This window comes from Pseudomonas sp. B8(2017) (assembly GCF_002113575.1).
Taxonomy (GTDB): Bacteria; Pseudomonadota; Gammaproteobacteria; order Pseudomonadales; family Pseudomonadaceae; genus Aquipseudomonas; species Aquipseudomonas putida_Z.
In genome coordinates, this window is record NZ_NEIO01000019.1 from 47002 (window position 1) to 65014 (window position 18013).

General features: G+C 65.1%; 15 protein-coding genes. 7 read left to right on the top strand and 8 right to left on the bottom strand.

Annotated elements, in window-relative coordinates; translation table 11 throughout:
• Positions 1 to 113 precede the first annotated feature (113 nt).
• The gene (locus CAG22_RS21810; protein ID WP_085706163.1) at positions 114 to 977 is read left to right on the top strand and encodes a sensor domain-containing diguanylate cyclase; all 864 of its coding nucleotides are present in this window, start codon (positions 114 to 116) and stop codon (positions 975 to 977) included.
• 45 nt (positions 978 to 1022) lie between these two features.
• Entirely contained in the window at positions 1023 to 1691 is a 669-nt protein-coding gene (locus CAG22_RS21815) for a bifunctional 2-polyprenyl-6-hydroxyphenol methylase/3-demethylubiquinol 3-O-methyltransferase UbiG (RefSeq protein WP_085706194.1), read from the top strand.
• Positions 1692 to 1816: 125 nt separating this feature from the next.
• Here CAG22_RS21815 and quiC read toward each other — a convergent pair whose 3' ends face one another.
• Entirely contained in the window at positions 1817 to 3724 is a 1908-nt protein-coding gene (gene quiC, locus CAG22_RS21820; RefSeq protein ID WP_085692039.1) for a 3-dehydroshikimate dehydratase QuiC, read from the bottom strand.
• Positions 3725 to 4099: 375 nt separating this feature from the next.
• Here quiC and CAG22_RS21825 point away from each other — a divergent pair, with 375 nt between their 5' ends.
• Positions 4100 to 5473 carry an MFS transporter gene (locus CAG22_RS21825; protein WP_025338609.1) on the top strand — a complete coding sequence of 458 codons (1374 nt, stop codon included), beginning with the start codon at positions 4100 to 4102 and terminating at the stop codon, positions 5471 to 5473.
• A gap of 346 nt (positions 5474 to 5819) precedes the next feature.
• On the opposite strand, the gene CAG22_RS21830 is transcribed toward CAG22_RS21825, so the two are convergent.
• From CAG22_RS21830 to CAG22_RS21850, 5 genes are all read right to left on the bottom strand, one after another.
• The gene (locus CAG22_RS21830) at positions 5820 to 7232 is read right to left on the bottom strand and encodes a DOPA decarboxylase (RefSeq protein WP_085706164.1); all 1413 of its coding nucleotides are present in this window, start codon (positions 7230 to 7232) and stop codon (positions 5820 to 5822) included.
• A 200-nt stretch (positions 7233 to 7432) separates the two neighbouring features.
• Positions 7433 to 8377, bottom strand: coding sequence for a LysR family transcriptional regulator (locus CAG22_RS21835; protein WP_025338607.1), 945 nt, complete (start codon positions 8375 to 8377; stop codon positions 7433 to 7435).
• 144 nt (positions 8378 to 8521) lie between these two features.
• Positions 8522 to 9232 (bottom strand): YebC/PmpR family DNA-binding transcriptional regulator, encoded by a 711-nt coding sequence (locus CAG22_RS21840; RefSeq protein ID WP_085592727.1) that lies wholly within the window; start codon positions 9230 to 9232, stop codon positions 8522 to 8524.
• 97 nt (positions 9233 to 9329) lie between these two features.
• On the bottom strand, positions 9330 to 10721 hold the full coding sequence (locus CAG22_RS21845) for an FAD-dependent oxidoreductase (protein WP_085706165.1): 1392 nt from the start codon (positions 10719 to 10721) through the stop codon (positions 9330 to 9332).
• 15 nt (positions 10722 to 10736) lie between these two features.
• Positions 10737 to 12053: an MFS transporter gene (locus CAG22_RS21850; protein WP_085592731.1), complete on the bottom strand. Its 1317-nt coding sequence runs from the start codon at positions 12051 to 12053 to the stop codon at positions 10737 to 10739.
• A 243-nt stretch (positions 12054 to 12296) separates the two neighbouring features.
• Between CAG22_RS21850 and CAG22_RS21855 the strand changes: the two genes are divergently transcribed.
• Positions 12297 to 13166: a LysR substrate-binding domain-containing protein gene (locus CAG22_RS21855; RefSeq protein WP_013972053.1), complete on the top strand. Its 870-nt coding sequence runs from the start codon at positions 12297 to 12299 to the stop codon at positions 13164 to 13166.
• A 156-nt stretch (positions 13167 to 13322) separates the two neighbouring features.
• Entirely contained in the window at positions 13323 to 13694 is a 372-nt protein-coding gene (locus tag CAG22_RS21860; protein ID WP_085619203.1) for a DUF2784 domain-containing protein, read from the top strand.
• Here the strand turns inward: CAG22_RS21860 and tam are convergent.
• Entirely contained in the window at positions 13684 to 14460 is a 777-nt protein-coding gene (gene tam, locus CAG22_RS21865; protein WP_085706166.1) for a trans-aconitate 2-methyltransferase, read from the bottom strand. The two genes, CAG22_RS21860 and tam, sit on opposite strands and share 11 nt — an antisense overlap.
• A 196-nt stretch (positions 14461 to 14656) precedes the next feature.
• Here tam and CAG22_RS21870 point away from each other — a divergent pair, with 196 nt between their 5' ends.
• Positions 14657 to 14824, top strand: a complete 168-nt coding sequence (locus tag CAG22_RS21870) for a hypothetical protein (protein WP_371858551.1) — start codon at positions 14657 to 14659, stop codon at positions 14822 to 14824.
• 3 nt (positions 14825 to 14827) lie between these two features.
• On the opposite strand, the gene CAG22_RS21875 is transcribed toward CAG22_RS21870, so the two are convergent.
• Positions 14828 to 16237, bottom strand: a complete 1410-nt coding sequence (locus tag CAG22_RS21875; RefSeq protein WP_025338600.1) for an amino acid permease — start codon at positions 16235 to 16237, stop codon at positions 14828 to 14830.
• 323 nt (positions 16238 to 16560) lie between these two features.
• Here CAG22_RS21875 and CAG22_RS21880 point away from each other — a divergent pair, with 323 nt between their 5' ends.
• The gene (locus CAG22_RS21880) at positions 16561 to 17985 is read left to right on the top strand and encodes a PLP-dependent aminotransferase family protein (protein WP_015269943.1); all 1425 of its coding nucleotides are present in this window, start codon (positions 16561 to 16563) and stop codon (positions 17983 to 17985) included.
• The last annotated feature ends 28 nt before the right edge of the window (positions 17986 to 18013 follow it).

Consider the following 18013-nt stretch of genomic DNA (forward strand, 5'->3'; position numbering starts at 1 on the left):
CCGGCTGCGCCGGTGTTCGCGGGCATGCCCGCTCCCACAGGGTATGCGGTGCCTACCGCATTCTGTTCCATTTCAGGCTATGATCGGTCACCCCGCCGCGGACACCCTGCCCCATGCCCGTAGACCTGCAAGCGTTATACCCCAGGCTGATCCACCTGATGCTGGACACGGTGTTCGTGGTCGACCGGGACAACCAGATCGTTTTCGTCAGCGATGCCTGCGAGGCGCTGCTGGGCTACCGGGCCTGCGAACTGATCGGCACCCCGATCACCGACTACATGCACCCTGACGACCTGGCGATCACCCGCGCATCGATCGTCCGGGTGATGAACGGCCAATCCCACTACGACTTCCGCAACCGCTACATCCGCAAGGATGGCGGTATCGTGCATATCCTGTGGGCCGCCTGCTGGTCCGATGAGGCCGATGCCCGCATCGGTGTGGCGCGGGATGTCACCGCCCAACGCCAGGCCGAGGAGGAACTGCGCTTCCTGGCCCACCATGACCCACTCACCCGCCTGGCCAACCGGGCCATGTTCAATGAGCGGCTGGACACAGCCCTTGCCGCGGCCCGGCACCACAACCACCCGCTGGCGTTGCTGTTCATCGATATCAATGACTTCAAGGATATCAACGACAACCATGGCCACAGCGTGGGTGACCGGGTGCTGTGCACCCTGGCCCGGCGCCTGGAAGGCTGCGTAGGTGCGACCGATACAGTGGCGCGGATGGGAGGTGACGAGTTCACCGTGCTGCTGACCGACTACGTGTCGCCAGAGGCCATCGCCGAGCAGGTGGCACGCATCCTGGCCACCATGGCCGAGCCACTCGGCGCCGAGTTTGCGGGCATCGATGCGCCATCCTGCAGCATTGGCGTGGCCCGTTTCCCCGAGGACGGCAACGATGCCGACATGCTGCTGCGCCATGCTGATGGCGATATGTACCGGATCAAGCGACAGCGCGCTGCGGCCGGCTGAGCGCTCTGGTGGCCGCCAGCGGAAACGAGCACGACGGAGATGACCATGCGCAACCCTGAAGACGCCTTGCTCGACAGCTGGCAGCACAACGCCCAGGCCTGGATCGATGCGGTGCGCAGCGGCAGTATCGAGAGCCGCCGACAGGTCACCGACCAGGCCATCCTGCTGGCCATTCTTGGCCGCCAGCCCGAACGGGTGCTCGACCTGGGCTGTGGTGAAGGCTGGCTGCTGCGCGCGCTGGGCGACCGGGGTATCGAGGCGGTAGGTGTGGATGGAGACCGGGCGCTGGTGGATGCTGCCCGTGCTGCAGGCTCCGCCGAGGTGCACCTGGCCAGCTATGCACAGCTGGCCGCCGGGCAGGCCTATGTTGGCAAGGACTATGACCTGATCTGTGCCAACTTCGCCCTGTTGCAGCAGGACATTATCCCGTTGCTGGCGGCGATGAATGCGTTGCTGGCGCCCGGCGGTGCGCTGGTGATCCAGACCCTGCACCCGTGGAGCGTGGCGGATGGAGATTACCAGGATGGCTGGCGGGAGGAGGCGTTTGCCGGGTTCGCCGGGGATTGGCAGGTGATGCCGTGGTACTTCCGTACCCTGGCCAGCTGGTTGAACGCGCTGGACATGGCGGGGTTGCGGCTGGTCAGCCTGCAGGAGCCACAGCACCCGCAGAGTGCGCTGCCGCAGTCGCTGCTGTTGGTGGCCGAGGGGCGCTGAACCGCAGTGGCTTTACCGGCCTCATCGCCGGCAAGCCAGCTCCCACAGGTACTGCACTGGCCTATCGGGCCGTGGTGATCCTGTGGGAGCTGGCTTGCCGGCGATGAGGCCGGTACAGGCAGCAACTACAGGACTGGCTTGCGCGCCGCCCCGCTGCGGGCCTTGGCCATGGCTGCCAGGCGCACCGCGACGTTGGCCGCACCGTAACCGGCGTACCCTCCCTTGCGCTGGATGATCTCGAAGAAGAAACGCTCTTCGAACGGCTCGGTGTACACGTGGAACAGCTCGCCGCCCTGGGCATCGCGGTCGTACAGCACGTTGTAGTAGGCCAGTTCGCTGAGGAACTCGTCGTCGAAATCGAAACGCGCCGCCAGGTCGTCGTAGTAGTTCAGCGGGATCTCCAGCAACGGTACCCCAGCCAGTTTGGCCCGCGCCACTTCGCGGAAGATGTCGTCGCAATCGAAGGCGATGTGGTGCACGCCCGAACCGCGGTAGCTGGACAGCGCATGGGCGATGGCGGTGTTGCGGTTTTCCGAGATGTTCAGCGGCAGGCGCAGGGTGCCGCACTGGCTACGCAGGGCGCGGCTCTTGACCAGGCCATAAGGGTCCGGCAGCACCACTTCGTCGTCGGCAGCGAAATCGAACAGGCTCTTGTAGAACAGCACCCAGCTGTCCAGCGACTCGGCCGGCAGGGCCAGGGCCATGTGGTCGATACGGCGCAGGCCGCCGGTGGCCGTGGCGTTCTTGTCCAGGCTGAAGTCGGTGTCGTACAGGGTCTGGCCGGCAGTGCCCTGCTCCACCAGGTACAGCAGGCTGCCATCTGGCGCACGTACCGCCGGCACTTCGCACTCGTTGGGCCCGACCAGGCCACGGAACGGCTGGCCACGGAAGGCGGTGGCGCGCTTCAGGGCGGCTTGCTGGTCCTTGACCCGCAGCGCGGTGGCGCACAGCGACGGCCCGTGGGCCTCGAAGAAGTTGTGGCCGAAGGAATAGGGTTCGGCGTTCAGCACAATGTTGATATCGCCCTGGCGCAGCAGCTGCACCTCTTTGCTGCGGTGCTTGCCTGCATCGGCAAAGCCCAGGCGCTTCAGCCAGCTGCCCAGGCGCGCGCCAACGGCTTCGTCGACTGCGAATTCGAGGAACTCCACGCCGTCATAGGCACTGGCCGCCGGCGGGGTGAACAGCACACCGGGCTCGATCGGGGTACCTTCCTGCTCCAGGCGCAGGCGGGTGTGCTCTTCGAGGTACAGCAGCGAACGCAGGCCGTCGGCGGCGTTCTGCCGGGGCGGTGCGGCGCGGAAGCCGTCGTTGAAAATTTCCAGCGACAGCGGCCCGCGGTAGCCGGTGGCAAGGATTGGCGCCAGGAAACCGGCCATGTCCATCTCGCCCTGCCCCGGGAAGCAGCGGAAGTGGCGGCTCCACTCCAGCACATCCATGGCCAGGATCGGCGCGTCGGCCATTTGCACGAAGAAGATCTTGTCGCCGGGGATGTCGCGGATCGCGCTCGGGTCGCCCTTGAGCGACAAGGTGTGGAAGCTGTCGAGAATCACCCCGAGGGCCGGGTGGTCGGCCTGGCGCACCAGGTTCCAGACTTGCTGGTAGGTGTTGACGTGGCGGCCCCAGGCCAAGGCTTCGTAGCCAATGCGCAGGCCGCGTTTGCCAGCGTGCTCGGCCAGCAGGCGCAGGTCGTCGACCAGCAATTGCTCTTCGCCCAGGGCATCGGCCTGGACGTTGCTGCACACCAGCACCAAGTCGGTACCCAGTTCCTGCATCAGGTCGAACTTGCGCTCGGCGCGGTCGAGGTTTTTCTGCAGGCGGTCGCGGCGGCAGCCCTCGAAGTCGCGGAACGGCTGAAACAGGGTGATGGCAATACCCAGGTCGGCGCACATCTGCCGAACCTGGCGCGGGCTGCCGGCGTAATAGAGCAGGTCGTTTTCGAAGATCTCGACGCCGTCAAAACCGGCGGCGGCGATGGCTTCGAGCTTTTCCGGCAGGGTGCCGCTCAAGGACACGGTAGCGATCGAACGCTGCATGGCGGGAGTTCCTTGTTGTTAGAGGGTTGAGGCCAGGGCTGCCTGTACCGGCCCAATCGCCGGCAAGCCAGCTCCCACAGAATTGGCGCATACCTTGTGGGAGCTGGCTTGCCGGCGATTGGGCCGGGCCTGGAAAATCAGTGCCACAGTTCCTGGCACGATCGATTATTCGCAGGTAAAGTCGTCGCTTCAATCTCTTTGTACGGAATGGTTAGTTTTGCGTTCGATTATCGCACAAAACCGGTTTTAGCGAATTGCCAGCCCACTGGCCCGTGGTCAACATGAACCACAGACGCAGGCACACCGACCCTCGCCTCCTGCCTTGGCGAATCTCCGGCGGAACCTGTGCAAACAACAATAACAACGGAGACAACGATGGCTCACTCCAGCTCTCAAGCCAAGAAAGCGACCGCCAGTGGATGGATAGGCTCGGCACTCGAGTACTACGACTTCTTCATTTACGCCCAGGCCGCTGCGCTGATTTTCCCGCAGATCTTCTTCCCCAACACCGACCCGAAAATGGCCATCATTGCCTCGCTGGCCACTTACGGCGTGGGTTACCTGGCGCGCCCGGTCGGCGCCTTCGTGCTGGGCCACTGGGGTGACACCCGCGGCCGCAAGAACGTACTGCTGCTGTGCATGTTCCTGATGGGCCTGTCGACGATGGCCGTGGGCCTGCTGCCCACCTACCACGACATCGGCCTGCTCGCCCCGGCCTTGCTGGTAGTGCTGCGCCTGATCCAGGGCTTTGCCGTGGCCGGGGAAATCTCCGGTGCCAGTTCGATGATCATGGAGCACGCACCGTTCGGTCGACGGGGCTACTACGCCAGCTTCACCCTGCAAGGCGTGCAGGCTGGCCAGGTGCTGGCGGCGGCAGTGTTCCTGCCACTGGCCTACTTCATGCCCAGCGAAGCCTTCAACGACTGGGGCTGGCGCATTCCATTCCTGATGAGCGCCATCGTGCTGATCGCCGGCTTCATCATTCGCAAGGAAGTGCACGAAACCCCGGCGTTCGTGAAGGAAGAGAAGCAGGACAAAGTCGCCAAGTCGCCGATCAGCGAGGCCTTCCGCCACAGCTGGAAGCACATGGTGCTGGTGATGTTCATGGCCCTGATGAACGTGATCCCGGTGGTCGCCACCATCTTCGGTGCGGCCTACGCGGTGCAGCCGGCCTATGGCATCGGCTTCGACAAGAGCGTGTACCTGTGGATTCCGGTAGTCGGCAACATCGTCGCGGTGCTGGTGATTCCGTTTGTCGGCAACCTTTCCGACAAGATCGGCCGTCGCCCGACCATGATCGCCGGTTGCCTGGGCTCGGGCCTGCTGGCTTTCGTCTACCTGTATGCGATCAGCATCCAGAACGTACCGCTGGCGTTCGCCTCTTCCATCGTCATGTGGGGCATGGTGTACCAGGGTTACAACGCGGTGTTCCCAAGCTTCTACCCAGAGCTGTTCCACACCCGCTACCGTGTTTCGGCCATGGCCATCGCGCAGAACATCGGCACCATGCTGACCGCCATGCTGCCGGCACTGTTCGCCCTGGTTGCCCCGCCTGGTTCGGACAACATCCCGCTGGTGGTCGGTGGCCTGGCGTTCTTCATCACCTGCGTGTGTGCCCTGGCAGCGTACATCGCCCCGGAAACCCATCGCCTGGCAATGGAAGACCTTGGCAACCCCGATGCCAAACCGATGGACAAGACCGCGTATGAGGCTAGCCGTAAAGGGAGCTTTCAGGCAGTGAGCCACTGACAGATTGCAGGGGGCTGCTCTGCAGCCCATTCGCGGGCATGCCCGCTCCCACCTTGACCGCATAGGCTCCAGGTCTTGTGCGGTCCCTGTGGGAGCCCTTTCGCCGGCAAGCCAGCTCCTACCTTGACCGCACAGGCTTCAAGTCTTGTGCGGTCCCTGTGGGTGCCCTTCGCCGGCAAGCCAGCTCCTACCTTGACCGCACAGGCTTCAAGTCTTGTGCGGTCCCTGTGGGAGCCCTTTAGCCGGCAAGCCAGCTCCCACCTTGACCGCACAGGCTTCAGGCCTTGTGCGGTCCCTGTGGGAGCTGGCTTGCCGGCGAATGGGCCGCAACGCGGCCCCGGCAGCTTCAGCCCTTGACCACTTCCTGCAGGCGCGCCCAGAGCTGTTCGACATGCTCCCGCTCGGTCGGCAATGCGCCAATCGACACCCGCACCATCCACCGTCCATCCAGCGTCGCCGGCGTCACATAGGCATCCCCGGACGCGTTCAGCCGTTCGGCCCAGCCCTTGGTATGCGCATCCAGCGCCTCCCCTTCCAGCCCCGCCGGCCGATGGCGAATGCACAACGTCTGCAACTGCACCGGCGCCAGCACCTCCCACTCCGCCGCCGCGCCGATTTGCCCGGCCAGCCACTGGGCATTGTCCAGGTCACGCCGCAGCCGTGCCTGCAACGCCTCGACCCCCTCGCTGCGCAGCATGAACCAAAGCTTCAACGCGCGGAACCGGCGGCCCAGCGGGATACCCCAGTCACGCAGGTTCTTCACCTCGCCATCCACCGCCGACTGCAGGTAGCTGGGGTTGGTGCTCATCACCCGGATCAGGTGCTGCGGGTCGCGCACGTAGTAGATCGAGCAATCGAAGGCCACGCCCAGCCACTTGTGCGCGTTGACCACCAGCGAATCGGCCAGCTCGATGCCGTCCCACATCCAGCGGCATTCCGGCAGGATCATCGCCGAGCCGGCCATGGCCGAGTCCACGTGCAGCCACAGGCCATGGGCCTGGGCGATCTCGCCGATCGGCCGCAGCGGGTCGAGGGCCGTGGTGGCGGTGGTGCCGGTGGTCGCGACTACGGCGCAGGGCTGGTTGCCGGCGGCCAGGTCCTGCTCGATCGCCGCCTGCAGTGCTTCCGGGCGCAGGGCATGGCGTTCGTCGGTCGGGATCAGGCGGATGTTGTCGCGACCGAAACCTGCCAGCAATGCGGCCTTGTCCACCGAGCTGTGGGCATGGGCGCTGACATAGACGATCAGCGGCCTGGCCTGGGCTTGCAGGCCGCCGCGTACCAGTGCGTAGTCGCTGGCGCGTTCCCGCGCGCAGATCAGCGCCACCAGGGTGCTGGTGGATGCGGTGTCCTGGATCACCCCGCTCCATTGGCCAGACAGGCCGAGCAACTGACGCAGCCAGTCGAGGGTGGTTTCCTCCAGCTCGCTCAGGGCCGGGCTGGACTGCCACGAAAGGCCCAGCACGCCCAGGCCAGTGCTGAGGAAGTCACCGAGGACCGACGACAGGGTGCCATTGGAGGGGAAGTAGCCGTAGAAGTCCGGGTGCTGCCAATGGGACAGGCCGGGCATGACCAACTGGTTGACGTCGTCGAGGATCGCAGCGAAAGGTTCGCCTTGCAGGGGGGCCTGAGCGGGCAAGGCGGCCTTGAGATAGCCGGGCTCGACCTGGGCCATGACCGGGCGCTCGCCGACGGACTGGCGGTAGTCGGCGATCAGGTCGATCAGTTGGTGGCCGTACTGGCGGAATTGTTCGGGGGTCACCTGGGGTCTCCTGTGGGTTTTTCGCTGCCTGTGCTGGCCTCTTCGCGGGCACGCCCGCTCCCACAGGTATTGCACCAGGCTTGAGAGCGATGCAGTACCTGTGGGAGCGGGCGTGCCCGCGAAGAGGCCGCTACAGGCAACACAATGCCCCAGTCTAGGCACCTGACCCGAAGTAAATAACCCCGCCTCGCGCATACCTGCTATGGCAAACCCGCATGCCCGCCCTGCACACCGAACTGCGACTGGCGCCACAACTCGAACACCCGGTTGCGCAACCAGCGGTGTTCGGCCGAGGCCTGCAGGCGCTGGTGCCACACCACCCAGTAGCGCTGGCTGTGGTCGATGAAGCCCAGCGGCCGCCAGGCCAGGTCATGCAGGCGGCACAGCTGCCGGGCGATGTGCTCGGGCACGGTGGCCAGCGCCTGGCTGTTGGCGATCACCTGCACGGTGGCAGAGAAGAACGGCACTTCCAGGCTGACCCGCCGTTGCAGGCCCTGGGCGCGCAAGTGGCGGTCGATGAAGCTGTCCTTGTCACCTCCACCGGAAATACGCACATGCTTGTGCGCCAGGTAGTCGGCCTGGCTGAGCGCGCCACGGGCGGCCAGCGGGTGGTCGTGGCGCATCAGGCACACCGCGCGGTCCTCGCCCAACAGGCGCCCGTGCAGGTTGGGTGGCGACTCGTCGAACAAGGTGGTGGCCAGGTCGATCTCGCCGCTGGCCAGCAAGGCGTACTGGCCGGCCTGCCAGGTACGGTACTCCAGCGAAACACCCGGCGCTTCGCGCTCCAGCGCCGCCACCAGCAGCGGCAGCATGTGCTCGGCCACATAGTCTGATGCAGCCAGGCAGAAACGCCGCTCGCAGCGCGCCGGGTCGAACACCGCGGGCTGGCGCAGGGCGTGCAGCTCTTCGAGAACCTGGCGCAGGGGTTCGACCAGGGCTTCGGCGTGTTCGCTGAGCACGTAACCGCGGCCCTGGCGTACCAGCAAGGGGTCGTCGAAGGCTTCGCGCAGGTGGGCCAACTGGCGGCTGAGGGCGGACTGGCTGACGCCCAGGCGCTCGGCGGCGTGGCTGAGGTTCTTCAGCTGCAGCAGGTGGTCGAGGGTGCGCAGGTGGGCGAGGCTGAGGGAGGCGAAAGCGGGGTTCATACAGGCTCCCTTCCAGAGGATCGACCGGCCCAATCGCCGGCAAGCCAGCTCCCACAGGGTCACCACAACCATCGGGGCTTGTGCTGTACCTGTGGGAGCTGGCTTGCCGGCGATTGGGCCGCAAAGCGGCCCCAGAGAAGCAGATCAGTCAGTCAGACCAACATAAACGTTCTGCACGTCATCGTTCTCGTCGATGGCTTCGAGGAACGCTTCCACCTCGGCCAGCGCCTCGGCACTCAGGGTGGCCGCGCTCACCGGGTTCTTCGGGGTGTAGCCGATCTTCGCCGAGGTCACGGTGAAGCCGTGCTCCGGCAGGGCCTTCTGCACCGCGTCCAGGTCGGTGGTGTCGGTGATGAACAGGGTCGAACCCTCTTCGTCGCCGTCTTCAAAGTCCTGGGCACCGGCTTCGATGGCCGCCATTTCCGGGTCGGCGTCGCCGCTCGGGGTGGCTTCGATCAGGCCGACGTGGTTGAAATCCCAGGCCACCGAACCGCTGGCACCCAGCTGGCCCTTGCGGAACAGCACGCGGATTTGCGCGACGGTGCGGTTGACGTTGTCGGTCAGGCACTCGACGATCAGCGGTACCTGGTGCGGGGCGAAACCTTCGTAGCTTACCGCCGAGTACTGCACGGCATCGCCGTCCAGGCCCGCGCCCTTGCGGATTGCGCGCTCCAGGGTCTCGCGGGTCATCGAGGCCTTCTTGGCCTGCTCGATGGCCAGGCGCAGGCGTGGGTTCATGTCCGGGTCGGCGCCGGACTTGGCGGCGATCTGGATCTCTTTGGACAGCTTGCCCATGATCTTGCCTTTGGCGTTGGCCGCGGCTTCTTTATGTTTGGCTTTCCACTGTGCGCCCATGTCGACTCTCTTGTTTCAGCGGCCGGTTCAGGAAGCGACCGGCCAAAAGTGGGTGCAGTTTATACGCCCTCTGGCCTGTGTTCGACAAGAAATCTCATCAGCCTTTATCGGCCTTGCCCGCCGCCGCGGCAAACCGCGCCAGGCGCACATCCAGCCTGCGCGGCCGCAGCCCACGGTCCTCGGCCCGCTCCTTGCGGCGGATGGCATTGCGTACCATCAGCGAGCCCAGGTAGCGAATCGGCTCGGGCGGGAACAGCCCCAGCGGTCCCTTGACCAGCGGCGAACGGGTCCATGGGTTGTCCAGCCCCAGGGCCAGCGACGACAGAATCTGCCCGCCCATGTGGCAGGGCCCGACGCCGCTGCCGGAGTAACCAAAGCCGTAGAACACGTTGCCCTGCCCGTCCAGCCGGCCAAAGAACGGCAAACCGGTCACCGAGCGGTCAGACGGCCCGTTCCAGCTGGCCGCCAGCGGCACCTCGGCCAGCGCCGGGAAGAAACCGCCCAGGCTTTCACGCAGCAGCGGCCGGTACGGCGACGGCTGGTCGAACACCGGCAGCATGCGCCCGCCATAGGCGAAGGTATTGCCGCCCTTGCCGAGCATCAGCCGACCATCGGAGGTGTTGTGGTAGTAATGCACGAAAATCCGCGAATCGAGCACGCTGATGCCGCTGTCCAGGCCGACCTGGTGCAGCAGCTCGGGGCAAGGTTCGGTGATCACCATGTCGCTGGAAACAATCGCCACGCTGCGTTCGAACTGTGGGAAAGCCCGCGCCATCCAGGCATTCAGGCCCAATACCACGCGGTCGGCGCGCACCGTGCCATGGGCCGTGCGCACCTGCACCGGGGCGCCGTGCTCCAGGCCGGTCATGGCGGTGCCCTCATGGATGCGCACGCCGCGCTGCAAGGCCACCCCGCGCAGGCCGCGCACCAGCTTGCCCGGCTGCACCGTGGCCGCGGCCGGCGAGAACCAGCCTTCCAGGTGCCGCGCCGAACCCGCCAGGCGCTGCACCTGCTGCAGCGGCAGGCGGCGAAACGAATTGATCCCCTTTTGCTCCAGCGCGGCGATCACCGCGTCGGTGGCGCCGACCTGGGCGGCGTTGGTGGCGGTGTACAGCGTGCCGTCCAGGCGGTAGTCGCAGTCGATGCCATTGGCCGCGCAGAACGCGCCGATCTCACCGATGCTGCGCTCCGACTCACGCACCAGGCGCACCGCCTCGGCCACCCCGAACAACCGCTCGAGGGTGAAGTACTTGGCCGACCAGGACAACGCACAGCCACCATTGCGGCCACTGGCACCGGCACCGCAGATATCGGCCTCGATCAGCACGATATCCAGGGCCGGCACCGCTTCCTTGAGCATCAGTGCGGTCCACAGGCCGGTATAGCCGCCGCCGACGATGCATACATCGCAACGGGCATCGCCTTGCAGCGGCGGGCACACCGCCTCTTGCGCCGAATCCAGGGCCTGTTGCAGCCAGAAGGGTCTCATTCGCTCGCTTTCCTTTCAGGTACGCAGTGGCTTGATTGCCATGCTGGTATTCGGTGCCACGTCGGTACTTTGCGCAGCGCTGGCCGGGCGGCTGTTCCAGTGCGGCAGCAGCACCAGCGCCGAGAACAGCGCGCAGCCGGCGAACACGATGAACACCGTGACACCATCGAAGTACCCCGGCAGCAGCCCGCCCAGCACCGCCCCCACCGAGCCACAGCCGTTGACGAAGCCTGCTGCGGTGGCGCCGGCCTTGGCAGTGCCGAAGTCGATGGCCGCAGCGCCGCTGATCATCGAGTCCGGCCCATACAGGGTCAGGCCCATGACGAACAGCAGGGCCACCACCAGGATCACGCTGCCGGTGTGCATGGCCGCCATGAACGCCGCCAACGCCACGGTCAGCAACACCAGGCTGATGACACAGGCCGGCATGCGCCTGGCGCCGAACAGCTTGTCGGAGGCCAGGCCGATGATGATCGGGCCGAGCAGCCCGGCCAGTTCGAAGGCTGTCGGGATGATTGCTGCCCCCACCTTGCCCACCGAGGGCATCTGCTCGAAGACGATCACCGGCCCCCACAGCAGGATGGCGTAGCGCGCCGGCTTCAACAGGAAGTACGCCAGCCCCAGGGTCAGCACCGTGCGGTTGCGCATGATCTCCTTCAGCGGCGCCCACACGCTGCACAGGTTGCCGGCCGGGGCCATGCTCTGCGGCTCGGGCTCCACCGCCGGCAGGCCGACGTCTTCAGGCTTGTTGCGCTGCAGGAAGAAGAACAGCACGGCCACCAGCGCCACCACCGCGGCACTGGAGAAGAACGCCGCGTGCCAGGTACCGACCAGGGTATAGGCCCACCAGCCGGCGAACGGCGAGGCCACCAGGCCGCCGAAGGCATAGCAGGAACTCCAAAGGCCCAGCACCCGCCCACGCTGCGACGCCGGGAAGAAGCTGCCGATGTTCTTGCACAACCCGGCCCAGCCAGTGGATTGCGCCAGGCCCTGCACCAGCATGCAGGTGGCGAAGATCGGGAAGGTGGCGTAACTGCCCATCACCACCGCCGCAGCAGCAGAAATCAGCAGGCCGCCGAGCACCACCACGCGTGGGCCAAAGCGGTCGGCAAGCATGCCCCAGGTGAACTGGCCCACGGCGTAGGCGGCCAGGTAGATGGCGTCGAGGTTGGCCATGGCGGCCTTGTCGAGCATGAAGTTGGGGTCTTCACCGATGCCCAGCTTGGCCACCGAGAAGGCCTTGCGGGTGAAGTAGAAGGCGGCGTAGGCCAGCCAGGTAATGGCGAAAATCTGGATACGCCAGCGTTTGAACGCGGCTAGGGATTGATTCATGTAAGTCTGACCTCTTGCTTGAGTGTGCCGGCAGAATGTGAAGAAACGCCTGTCTTGTTCTTGTGTTACGCACAGCGATGACGAGGCTGTCATCGGGTCAGATGGCGCCGTATGGGTGCCATGGCCCTGGCGGCACTTGTGGTACCAGCGTCGGGCTGACATGCATGGAAACAGTTGCGCTAAGATAAATAAAATCGATTTATCGTATTTCACACATAAGCTCAGCTTGTTACTGAGGTCGTCATGTCGGTTTCCCACGCACAACTCAAGGCCTTCCATGCCGTGGCCGTTCACGGCAGCTTTACCCGCGCCGCCGAAAAGCTGTTTCTTACCCAGCCGGCGGTGTCGGACCAGGTGCGCAAACTGGAGGAGCGCTTCGGCGTCTTGCTGTTCCACCGCAACAAGCGTTCGGTGCAGCTCACCGACCTCGGCGAGCGCCTGCTGGGCATCAGCCAGCGCCTGTTCGCCTGCGAGGCCGAGGCCCATGAACTGCTGCAGGATTCGCGTGCGCTGCACACCGGCAGCCTGGTGCTGGCGGTGGATGCGCCGGTGCACGTGCTGCCGCAGATCGCCCGCTTCTGCCAGCGCTACCCGGGCATCCAGGTGAAGATCGAGACCGGCAACACCGACGAATCGCTGGCCCGGCTGTTCAGCTACCAGGCCGACCTGGCCCTGCTGGGGCGGGACGTCGACGATGAGCGCCTGCACTGCCTGCCGCTGCGCCGCGACCCGATGGTGGCGTTCGTTTCCCACCAGCACCCATGGGCCAGCCGCGGCGCGATCAGCCTGGCGGATCTGGACGATACGCCGCTGGTGCTGCGCGAGCCCGGGTCGGTGACACGGCAGACGCTGGAAGAAGAAATGCAACGGGCCGGGCTGCGGATTCGCCCCGCGATCCAGGTGGAAGGCCGGGAAGCGGCGCGGGAAGCGGTGGTGGTGGGGATTGGTGTGGGGGTGGTGTCGGCGGCGGAGTTTGGTGCGGATGCGCGGGTGTGCGCGTTGCCGATCGTCGATTGCCAGCGGCACCTGACCGAGACACTGGTGTGCCTGAGCGAGCAGCGCACGCGGCGGGTGGTGGCGACCTTCCTGCAGATGGTGGAGGAAGGGTTGTAAGCCTGTGCCGGCCTCTTCGCGGGCTTGCCCGCTCCTACAGGCACAGCACAGCATTCAAAACCTGTGGTGATCCTGTGGGAGCGGGCAAGCCCGCGAAGAGGCCGGTACAGGCAACCCAACTATGCTGGGATAACCTCAACCCTCGGCACACAAACCATGCTCTACCGCCTTGCCGCCGACAGCCTGGTCCTGCTGCACCTGCTCTTCATCCTGCTGGTGCTGTTCGGCGGCCTGCTGGTACTGCGCTGGCGCCCTGCCCTGCTGCTGCACCTGCCGGCGCTGGCCTGGGGCCTGGCGGTGGAATGCCTGCACCTGGGCTGCCCGCTGACCACCTGGGAAAACCGCATGCGCAGCGCGGCTGGTGACGCGGGTTACCAGGGCGGCTTCGTCGAGCACTATATCTGGCCGTTGATCTACCCCGCCGGGCTGACACCGCACATCCAGCTGCTGCTGGGCACTTTCGTGCTGCTGCTCAACCTCGGCATCTACAGTTACGTGGCCTGGCGCTGGCGCCGCCCTAGCGGGTAGCGATCACGAATAGCCGCGGGAACGGCAACAGCACCTTGCCATCGGTGGCCGGCGGGTAGTCGCGCTGCATCGCCTGCAGATACATCTGCAGGAAATCCGCCTGCTCCTGCTCCTCCAACCGCGCCAGATACGGTCGCAAGGCCGAACCCTTGAACCATTCCACCACGGTTTCGGCGCCACCGGCCAACGGGTGGTGGTAGGTGGTGCGCCACACATCCACCCGTGCACACAGCGGGCTGAGCAGGTCGTAGTAGAACGCCGCGCTGTGCCGTGGTGGCAGCTGGAAATCAGCGAATTTCGCCGCCCAGGGGCCCTGGCTGGCGATTTCGCGCAGCTGCCGGTGGGCCGGCTCGTCAAGGTTGTCCGGGGTCTGCACGGCCAGGCTGGCACCTTCGCTCAACTGGCGCACCAGGTGCGGGTACAGCGAGGCGTGGTCGGGTACCCATTGCAGCGAGGCATTTGCCAGGATCAGGTCCTGCGGCTCGGGGGCGGACCAGCCGGCAATGTCAGCGACGATAGTGCGCACCCGGGGGATGCACAGCCGTTTGCGCTCGCGGGCCTTTTCGATCATGTCCGGGTCACTGTCCAGGGCCGTCACCTGGGCATCCGGGTAACGTTGCAGCAGCACCTCGGTGGAATTGCCAGGGCCACAGCCCAGGTCGGTGGCGTGGCGTACCGGGCGTGGTGGCACAGCGGCGAGCAGATCGCGCACGGCGCGGGTACGCTCGTCTTCGAACAGCGAATACTGGGTGGCGGACCAGGCCATGTGAAGCTCCTTTGGGCGGGCAATGTGTTCAGCATATGCCATCTGTCGGCTTTGAGGGCCCTATCGCCGGCAAGCCAGCTCCCACAGGGAACGCACCGATCTCAAGCCATGCGCAATACCTGTGGGAGCTGGCTTGCCGGCGATAGGGCCGGAACTGACCACCTATGCTTGGTGTCGTCCATGTATGCGCCCCTCCATGAAAGCTTTCATCGCCCTCGCCATCCTGGCCCTGATCGCCACCGCCGCCCTGCTCGGCTCGCCCTGGATGAACCAGCGCTTTCACATGCCAGCGGAAAAAAACCATGCCCAACAACGCGAAACGGCCGGGTCCCCGAGGGAGCCGGCCGTTTCGAGAAGCGAGTGACGCTTAGTGCTGCTTGCCAGTGCGGATCTGGTGCACCACACCCATCGCCACCACGATTGCCGCGGCGATACCGGTGGAGATCACCAGGATCTGGTAGTCAGGCATGAAGGCCATGGTTACCAGGGCGGCCACGATGAACGCGATCACCAGGTAGGTCAGCCATGGGAACAGCCACATCTTCAGGCGTACTTCCTTGCCTTCGGCAATCAGCTTGCGGCGCATGCGCAGCTGCGAGAAGGCAATCACCAGGTACACCAGCAGGGCAATCATGCCGGTGGTGTTCATCAGGGTTTCCAGCACATCTTTCGGGCGCAGGGTCTCGCTGAAGTTGATCAGCGCACACACCACGGCCACGGCGCACGAACCCATGATCGCGTACACCGGTACACCGGTGCCAGCGCGGGTGATCTTGAAGAACGACGGCGCGTCGCCACGCTGGGCCAGGGAGAACAGCATGCGCGAAGCGGTGTAGTGGCCCGAGATCAGGCAGCTGCTCACCGAGGTCAGCACCACGAAGTTCATCAGCAGCTCGGCATACGGCACGCCCAGCAGCTCCAGGGTGCGGCGGTAGGCGCCATAGCCGGAAACGCCCAGGTGCGGGTCGTTCCACGGTACCAGGCAAACGATCAGGAAGATCGAACCCACGTAGAACAGGCACACACGCCAGACCACCGAGTTGGTCGCCTTGACGATCTGCGCAGCCGGGTCCTTGGCTTCGGAAGCGGCGATGGTGACGATTTCCGCGCCGAGGAAGGCGAACATCACCCCGAGCAAGGCACCGATCACGGTGGTGATGCCATTGGGCATGAAGCCTTCGGCGGTGAGGTGGCTGATGCCACGCACTTCACCGAACTGCCAGATGTTCAGCACGGCAGCGGTACACACGATCAGGAAGCAGACGATCGCGATCACCTTGATCAAGGCGAACCAGAACTCGAACTCACCGTAGTGCTTGACGTTGAAGAAGTTGACGGTGATCAGCAACAGGGTCGTGGCCAGCACGAACACGTTGACGCTGACGTCGGGGAAGAAACCATGCAGGATCTTGCCCGCCACATAAGCTTCCCAGGCCATGAGGATGACCCAGTACCACCAGTACAGCCAGCCGATGGTGAAACCGGCCCAACGGCCGATGGCGCGATCGGCGTAGGTGGAGAACGAACCGGTGTCTGGCGAGGAAGTCGCCATTTCACCCAGCATGCGCATGATCAGTACCACCAGGATGCCGCCTGCCAGGTAGGCCAGCACAGCGGCTGGGCCGGCGCTGTGAATCACGCTGCCGGAACCGACGAACAAGGCGCCGCCGATAACCCCGGCGATCGACATCATCGTCAGGTGGCGCGACTTGAGCGAGGCACTGAGCTTGCTCTCGTGCCCGCTTTTCGCGGTGGTGGTTGTGGATGTTGCGTCCATCAGTTGTGTACCCCGTGCTTCTTTTTATCCAAGGAAATCTGTGAAACCCCGATGGCTGGCGGTTTCACGTACATCAGTGCTAATGCGCGCAGGATGGTGTGAGCGAACACACGCAGGCCCTCCATGGCGGCCTGCTGACGCGCCCCAGGGCAGGCGCCTGGGACGAACTGAACATGCTTTAGGTGGCGATATCTGACACCTAATGTAAAAATGTCCGACGCAGAGAGCCATGCACAGTGGCATGAAACTCGCACTGCACTGTACAGGTCGCCCATGCAATACACCCTGCAAACGCCGGGCGATACGCACCCTGAAGGCCCCGAATGTTCGAATTACATCCAGACTCCTCGACCCCGCTGGTGAACCAGATCATCGACGGGCTGCGCGAGTTGATCGACAACCAGACCCTCAAGCCAGGCGCCAAGGTCCCCTCGATCCGCGCCTTTGCCGCGAGCTATTCGGTGAGCACCTTCACCGTGGTCGAGGCCTACGACCGTCTGGTCGCCCAGGGCCTGCTGGTGAGCCGGGGTAATGCGGGGTTCTTCGTCAACCGCGCGGCGGGCGAATTGCTCGACCCGCACAACGCCGAGGCCGACACCAGTCGACCAACGTTCAACTCCGAGTGGTACCTGCAGCAGATCTTCGAAATCCGCCAGTTGCCGTTCAAGCCAGGCTGCGGCTGGCTGCCAAACGACTGGATGTACGAAGACGGCCTGCGCCGCGGCCTGCGCCAGGTGGCCGGCAGCCCGTTGGAGCTGTCGGGCTACGGCGACCCCATGGGCCTGATGGAGCTGCGTGCACTGACCGCACAGAACCTGCAGCAGGAACTGTCGATCGTTGCCAACCCGGCGCAGCTGATGCTCACCCATGGCGCCAGCCAGGCCCTGGACCTGGCCGCGCGCACCCTGGTGCGCCCGGGCGACGTGGTGCTGGTGGACGATCCGGGCTACCCCAACCTGATGAGCATCCTGCGCACCCAGGGCGCGACCCTGGTCGGCGTGCCGCGCACACCGGCCGGCTACGACCTGAACCAGCTGGAGCAGTTGCTCACCCATCACCGCCCCACTGCGTTCTTCACCCAGCCGCACCTGCACAGCCCGACCTGCTCGCGCACGCCGCTACCGCAGCTGCACCGCCTGCTGCAACTGGCCAGCCAGCACGGCTTCCGCCTGGTGGAGAACAACCTGTACGCCGACATGGTCGCCGAACCGCAGCCGTGCCTGGCCAGCCTCGACCACCTGCAGCAGGTGGTGTACGTGGGCAGCTACTCCAAGAGCATTTCGCCCAATGTGCGGGTCGGCTACATGCTGGCCAACCCCGAGCTGATGCAGAAGCTGCTGCACCTGAAGATGCGCTCTGGCCTCACCACTTCGCAGGTGATGGAGCGCGTGGTGTATGCCGCGATCATCGACGGGCGCTGGCGCAAGCACCTCAAGCGCCTGCGCCAGCGTTTGGCCGAGGCGCACCAGGAAGTTGGCCGGCATCTGCATCGGTTGGGCTTCGAGCTGTTCATCGAGTCGGATGAAGGGATGTATATCTGGACCCGCCACCCGGCGATTCCGGACAGCGCGGCGCTGCTGGATGATGCGCTGGAGAAAGGCATCATGTTGGGGCCCGGGCAGTTGTTCATGGTCGATGCCAAGGCGACCGGGTGGATGCGGTTCAACGTGGCGTTCAGTACCGAGCCGGCGATGTGGGAGTTGCTGGAGAAGGTGTTGGTGAAGCATGTGCGGCGGGGTGGGGTGTAACGGGCTGCTTCGGCTATCCGTGCGTCCA

Excerpts from the sequence above, each read along its gene's own strand:
- CAG22_RS21810 (WP_085706163.1), top strand. The coding sequence starts at position 114 with ATGCCCGTAGACCTGCAAGCGTTATACCCCAGGCTGATCCACCTGATG.
- CAG22_RS21815 (WP_085706194.1), top strand. The coding sequence starts at position 1,023 with ATGCGCAACCCTGAAGACGCCTTGCTCGACAGCTGGCAGCACAACGCC.
- quiC (WP_085692039.1), bottom strand. The coding sequence starts at position 3,724 with ATGCAGCGTTCGATCGCTACCGTGTCCTTGAGCGGCACCCTGCCGGAA.
- CAG22_RS21825 (WP_025338609.1), top strand. The coding sequence starts at position 4,100 with ATGGCTCACTCCAGCTCTCAAGCCAAGAAAGCGACCGCCAGTGGATGG.
- CAG22_RS21835 (WP_025338607.1), bottom strand. The coding sequence starts at position 8,377 with ATGAACCCCGCTTTCGCCTCCCTCAGCCTCGCCCACCTGCGCACCCTC.
- CAG22_RS21840 (WP_085592727.1), bottom strand. The coding sequence starts at position 9,232 with ATGGGCGCACAGTGGAAAGCCAAACATAAAGAAGCCGCGGCCAACGCC.
- CAG22_RS21845 (WP_085706165.1), bottom strand. The coding sequence starts at position 10,721 with ATGAGACCCTTCTGGCTGCAACAGGCCCTGGATTCGGCGCAAGAGGCG.
- CAG22_RS21850 (WP_085592731.1), bottom strand. The coding sequence starts at position 12,053 with ATGAATCAATCCCTAGCCGCGTTCAAACGCTGGCGTATCCAGATTTTC.
- CAG22_RS21855 (WP_013972053.1), top strand. The coding sequence starts at position 12,297 with ATGTCGGTTTCCCACGCACAACTCAAGGCCTTCCATGCCGTGGCCGTT.
- CAG22_RS21860 (WP_085619203.1), top strand. The coding sequence starts at position 13,323 with ATGCTCTACCGCCTTGCCGCCGACAGCCTGGTCCTGCTGCACCTGCTC.
- tam (WP_085706166.1), bottom strand. The coding sequence starts at position 14,460 with ATGGCCTGGTCCGCCACCCAGTATTCGCTGTTCGAAGACGAGCGTACC.
- CAG22_RS21870 (WP_371858551.1), top strand. The coding sequence starts at position 14,657 with ATGAAAGCTTTCATCGCCCTCGCCATCCTGGCCCTGATCGCCACCGCC.
- CAG22_RS21875 (WP_025338600.1), bottom strand. The coding sequence starts at position 16,237 with ATGGACGCAACATCCACAACCACCACCGCGAAAAGCGGGCACGAGAGC.
- CAG22_RS21880 (WP_015269943.1), top strand. The coding sequence starts at position 16,561 with ATGTTCGAATTACATCCAGACTCCTCGACCCCGCTGGTGAACCAGATC.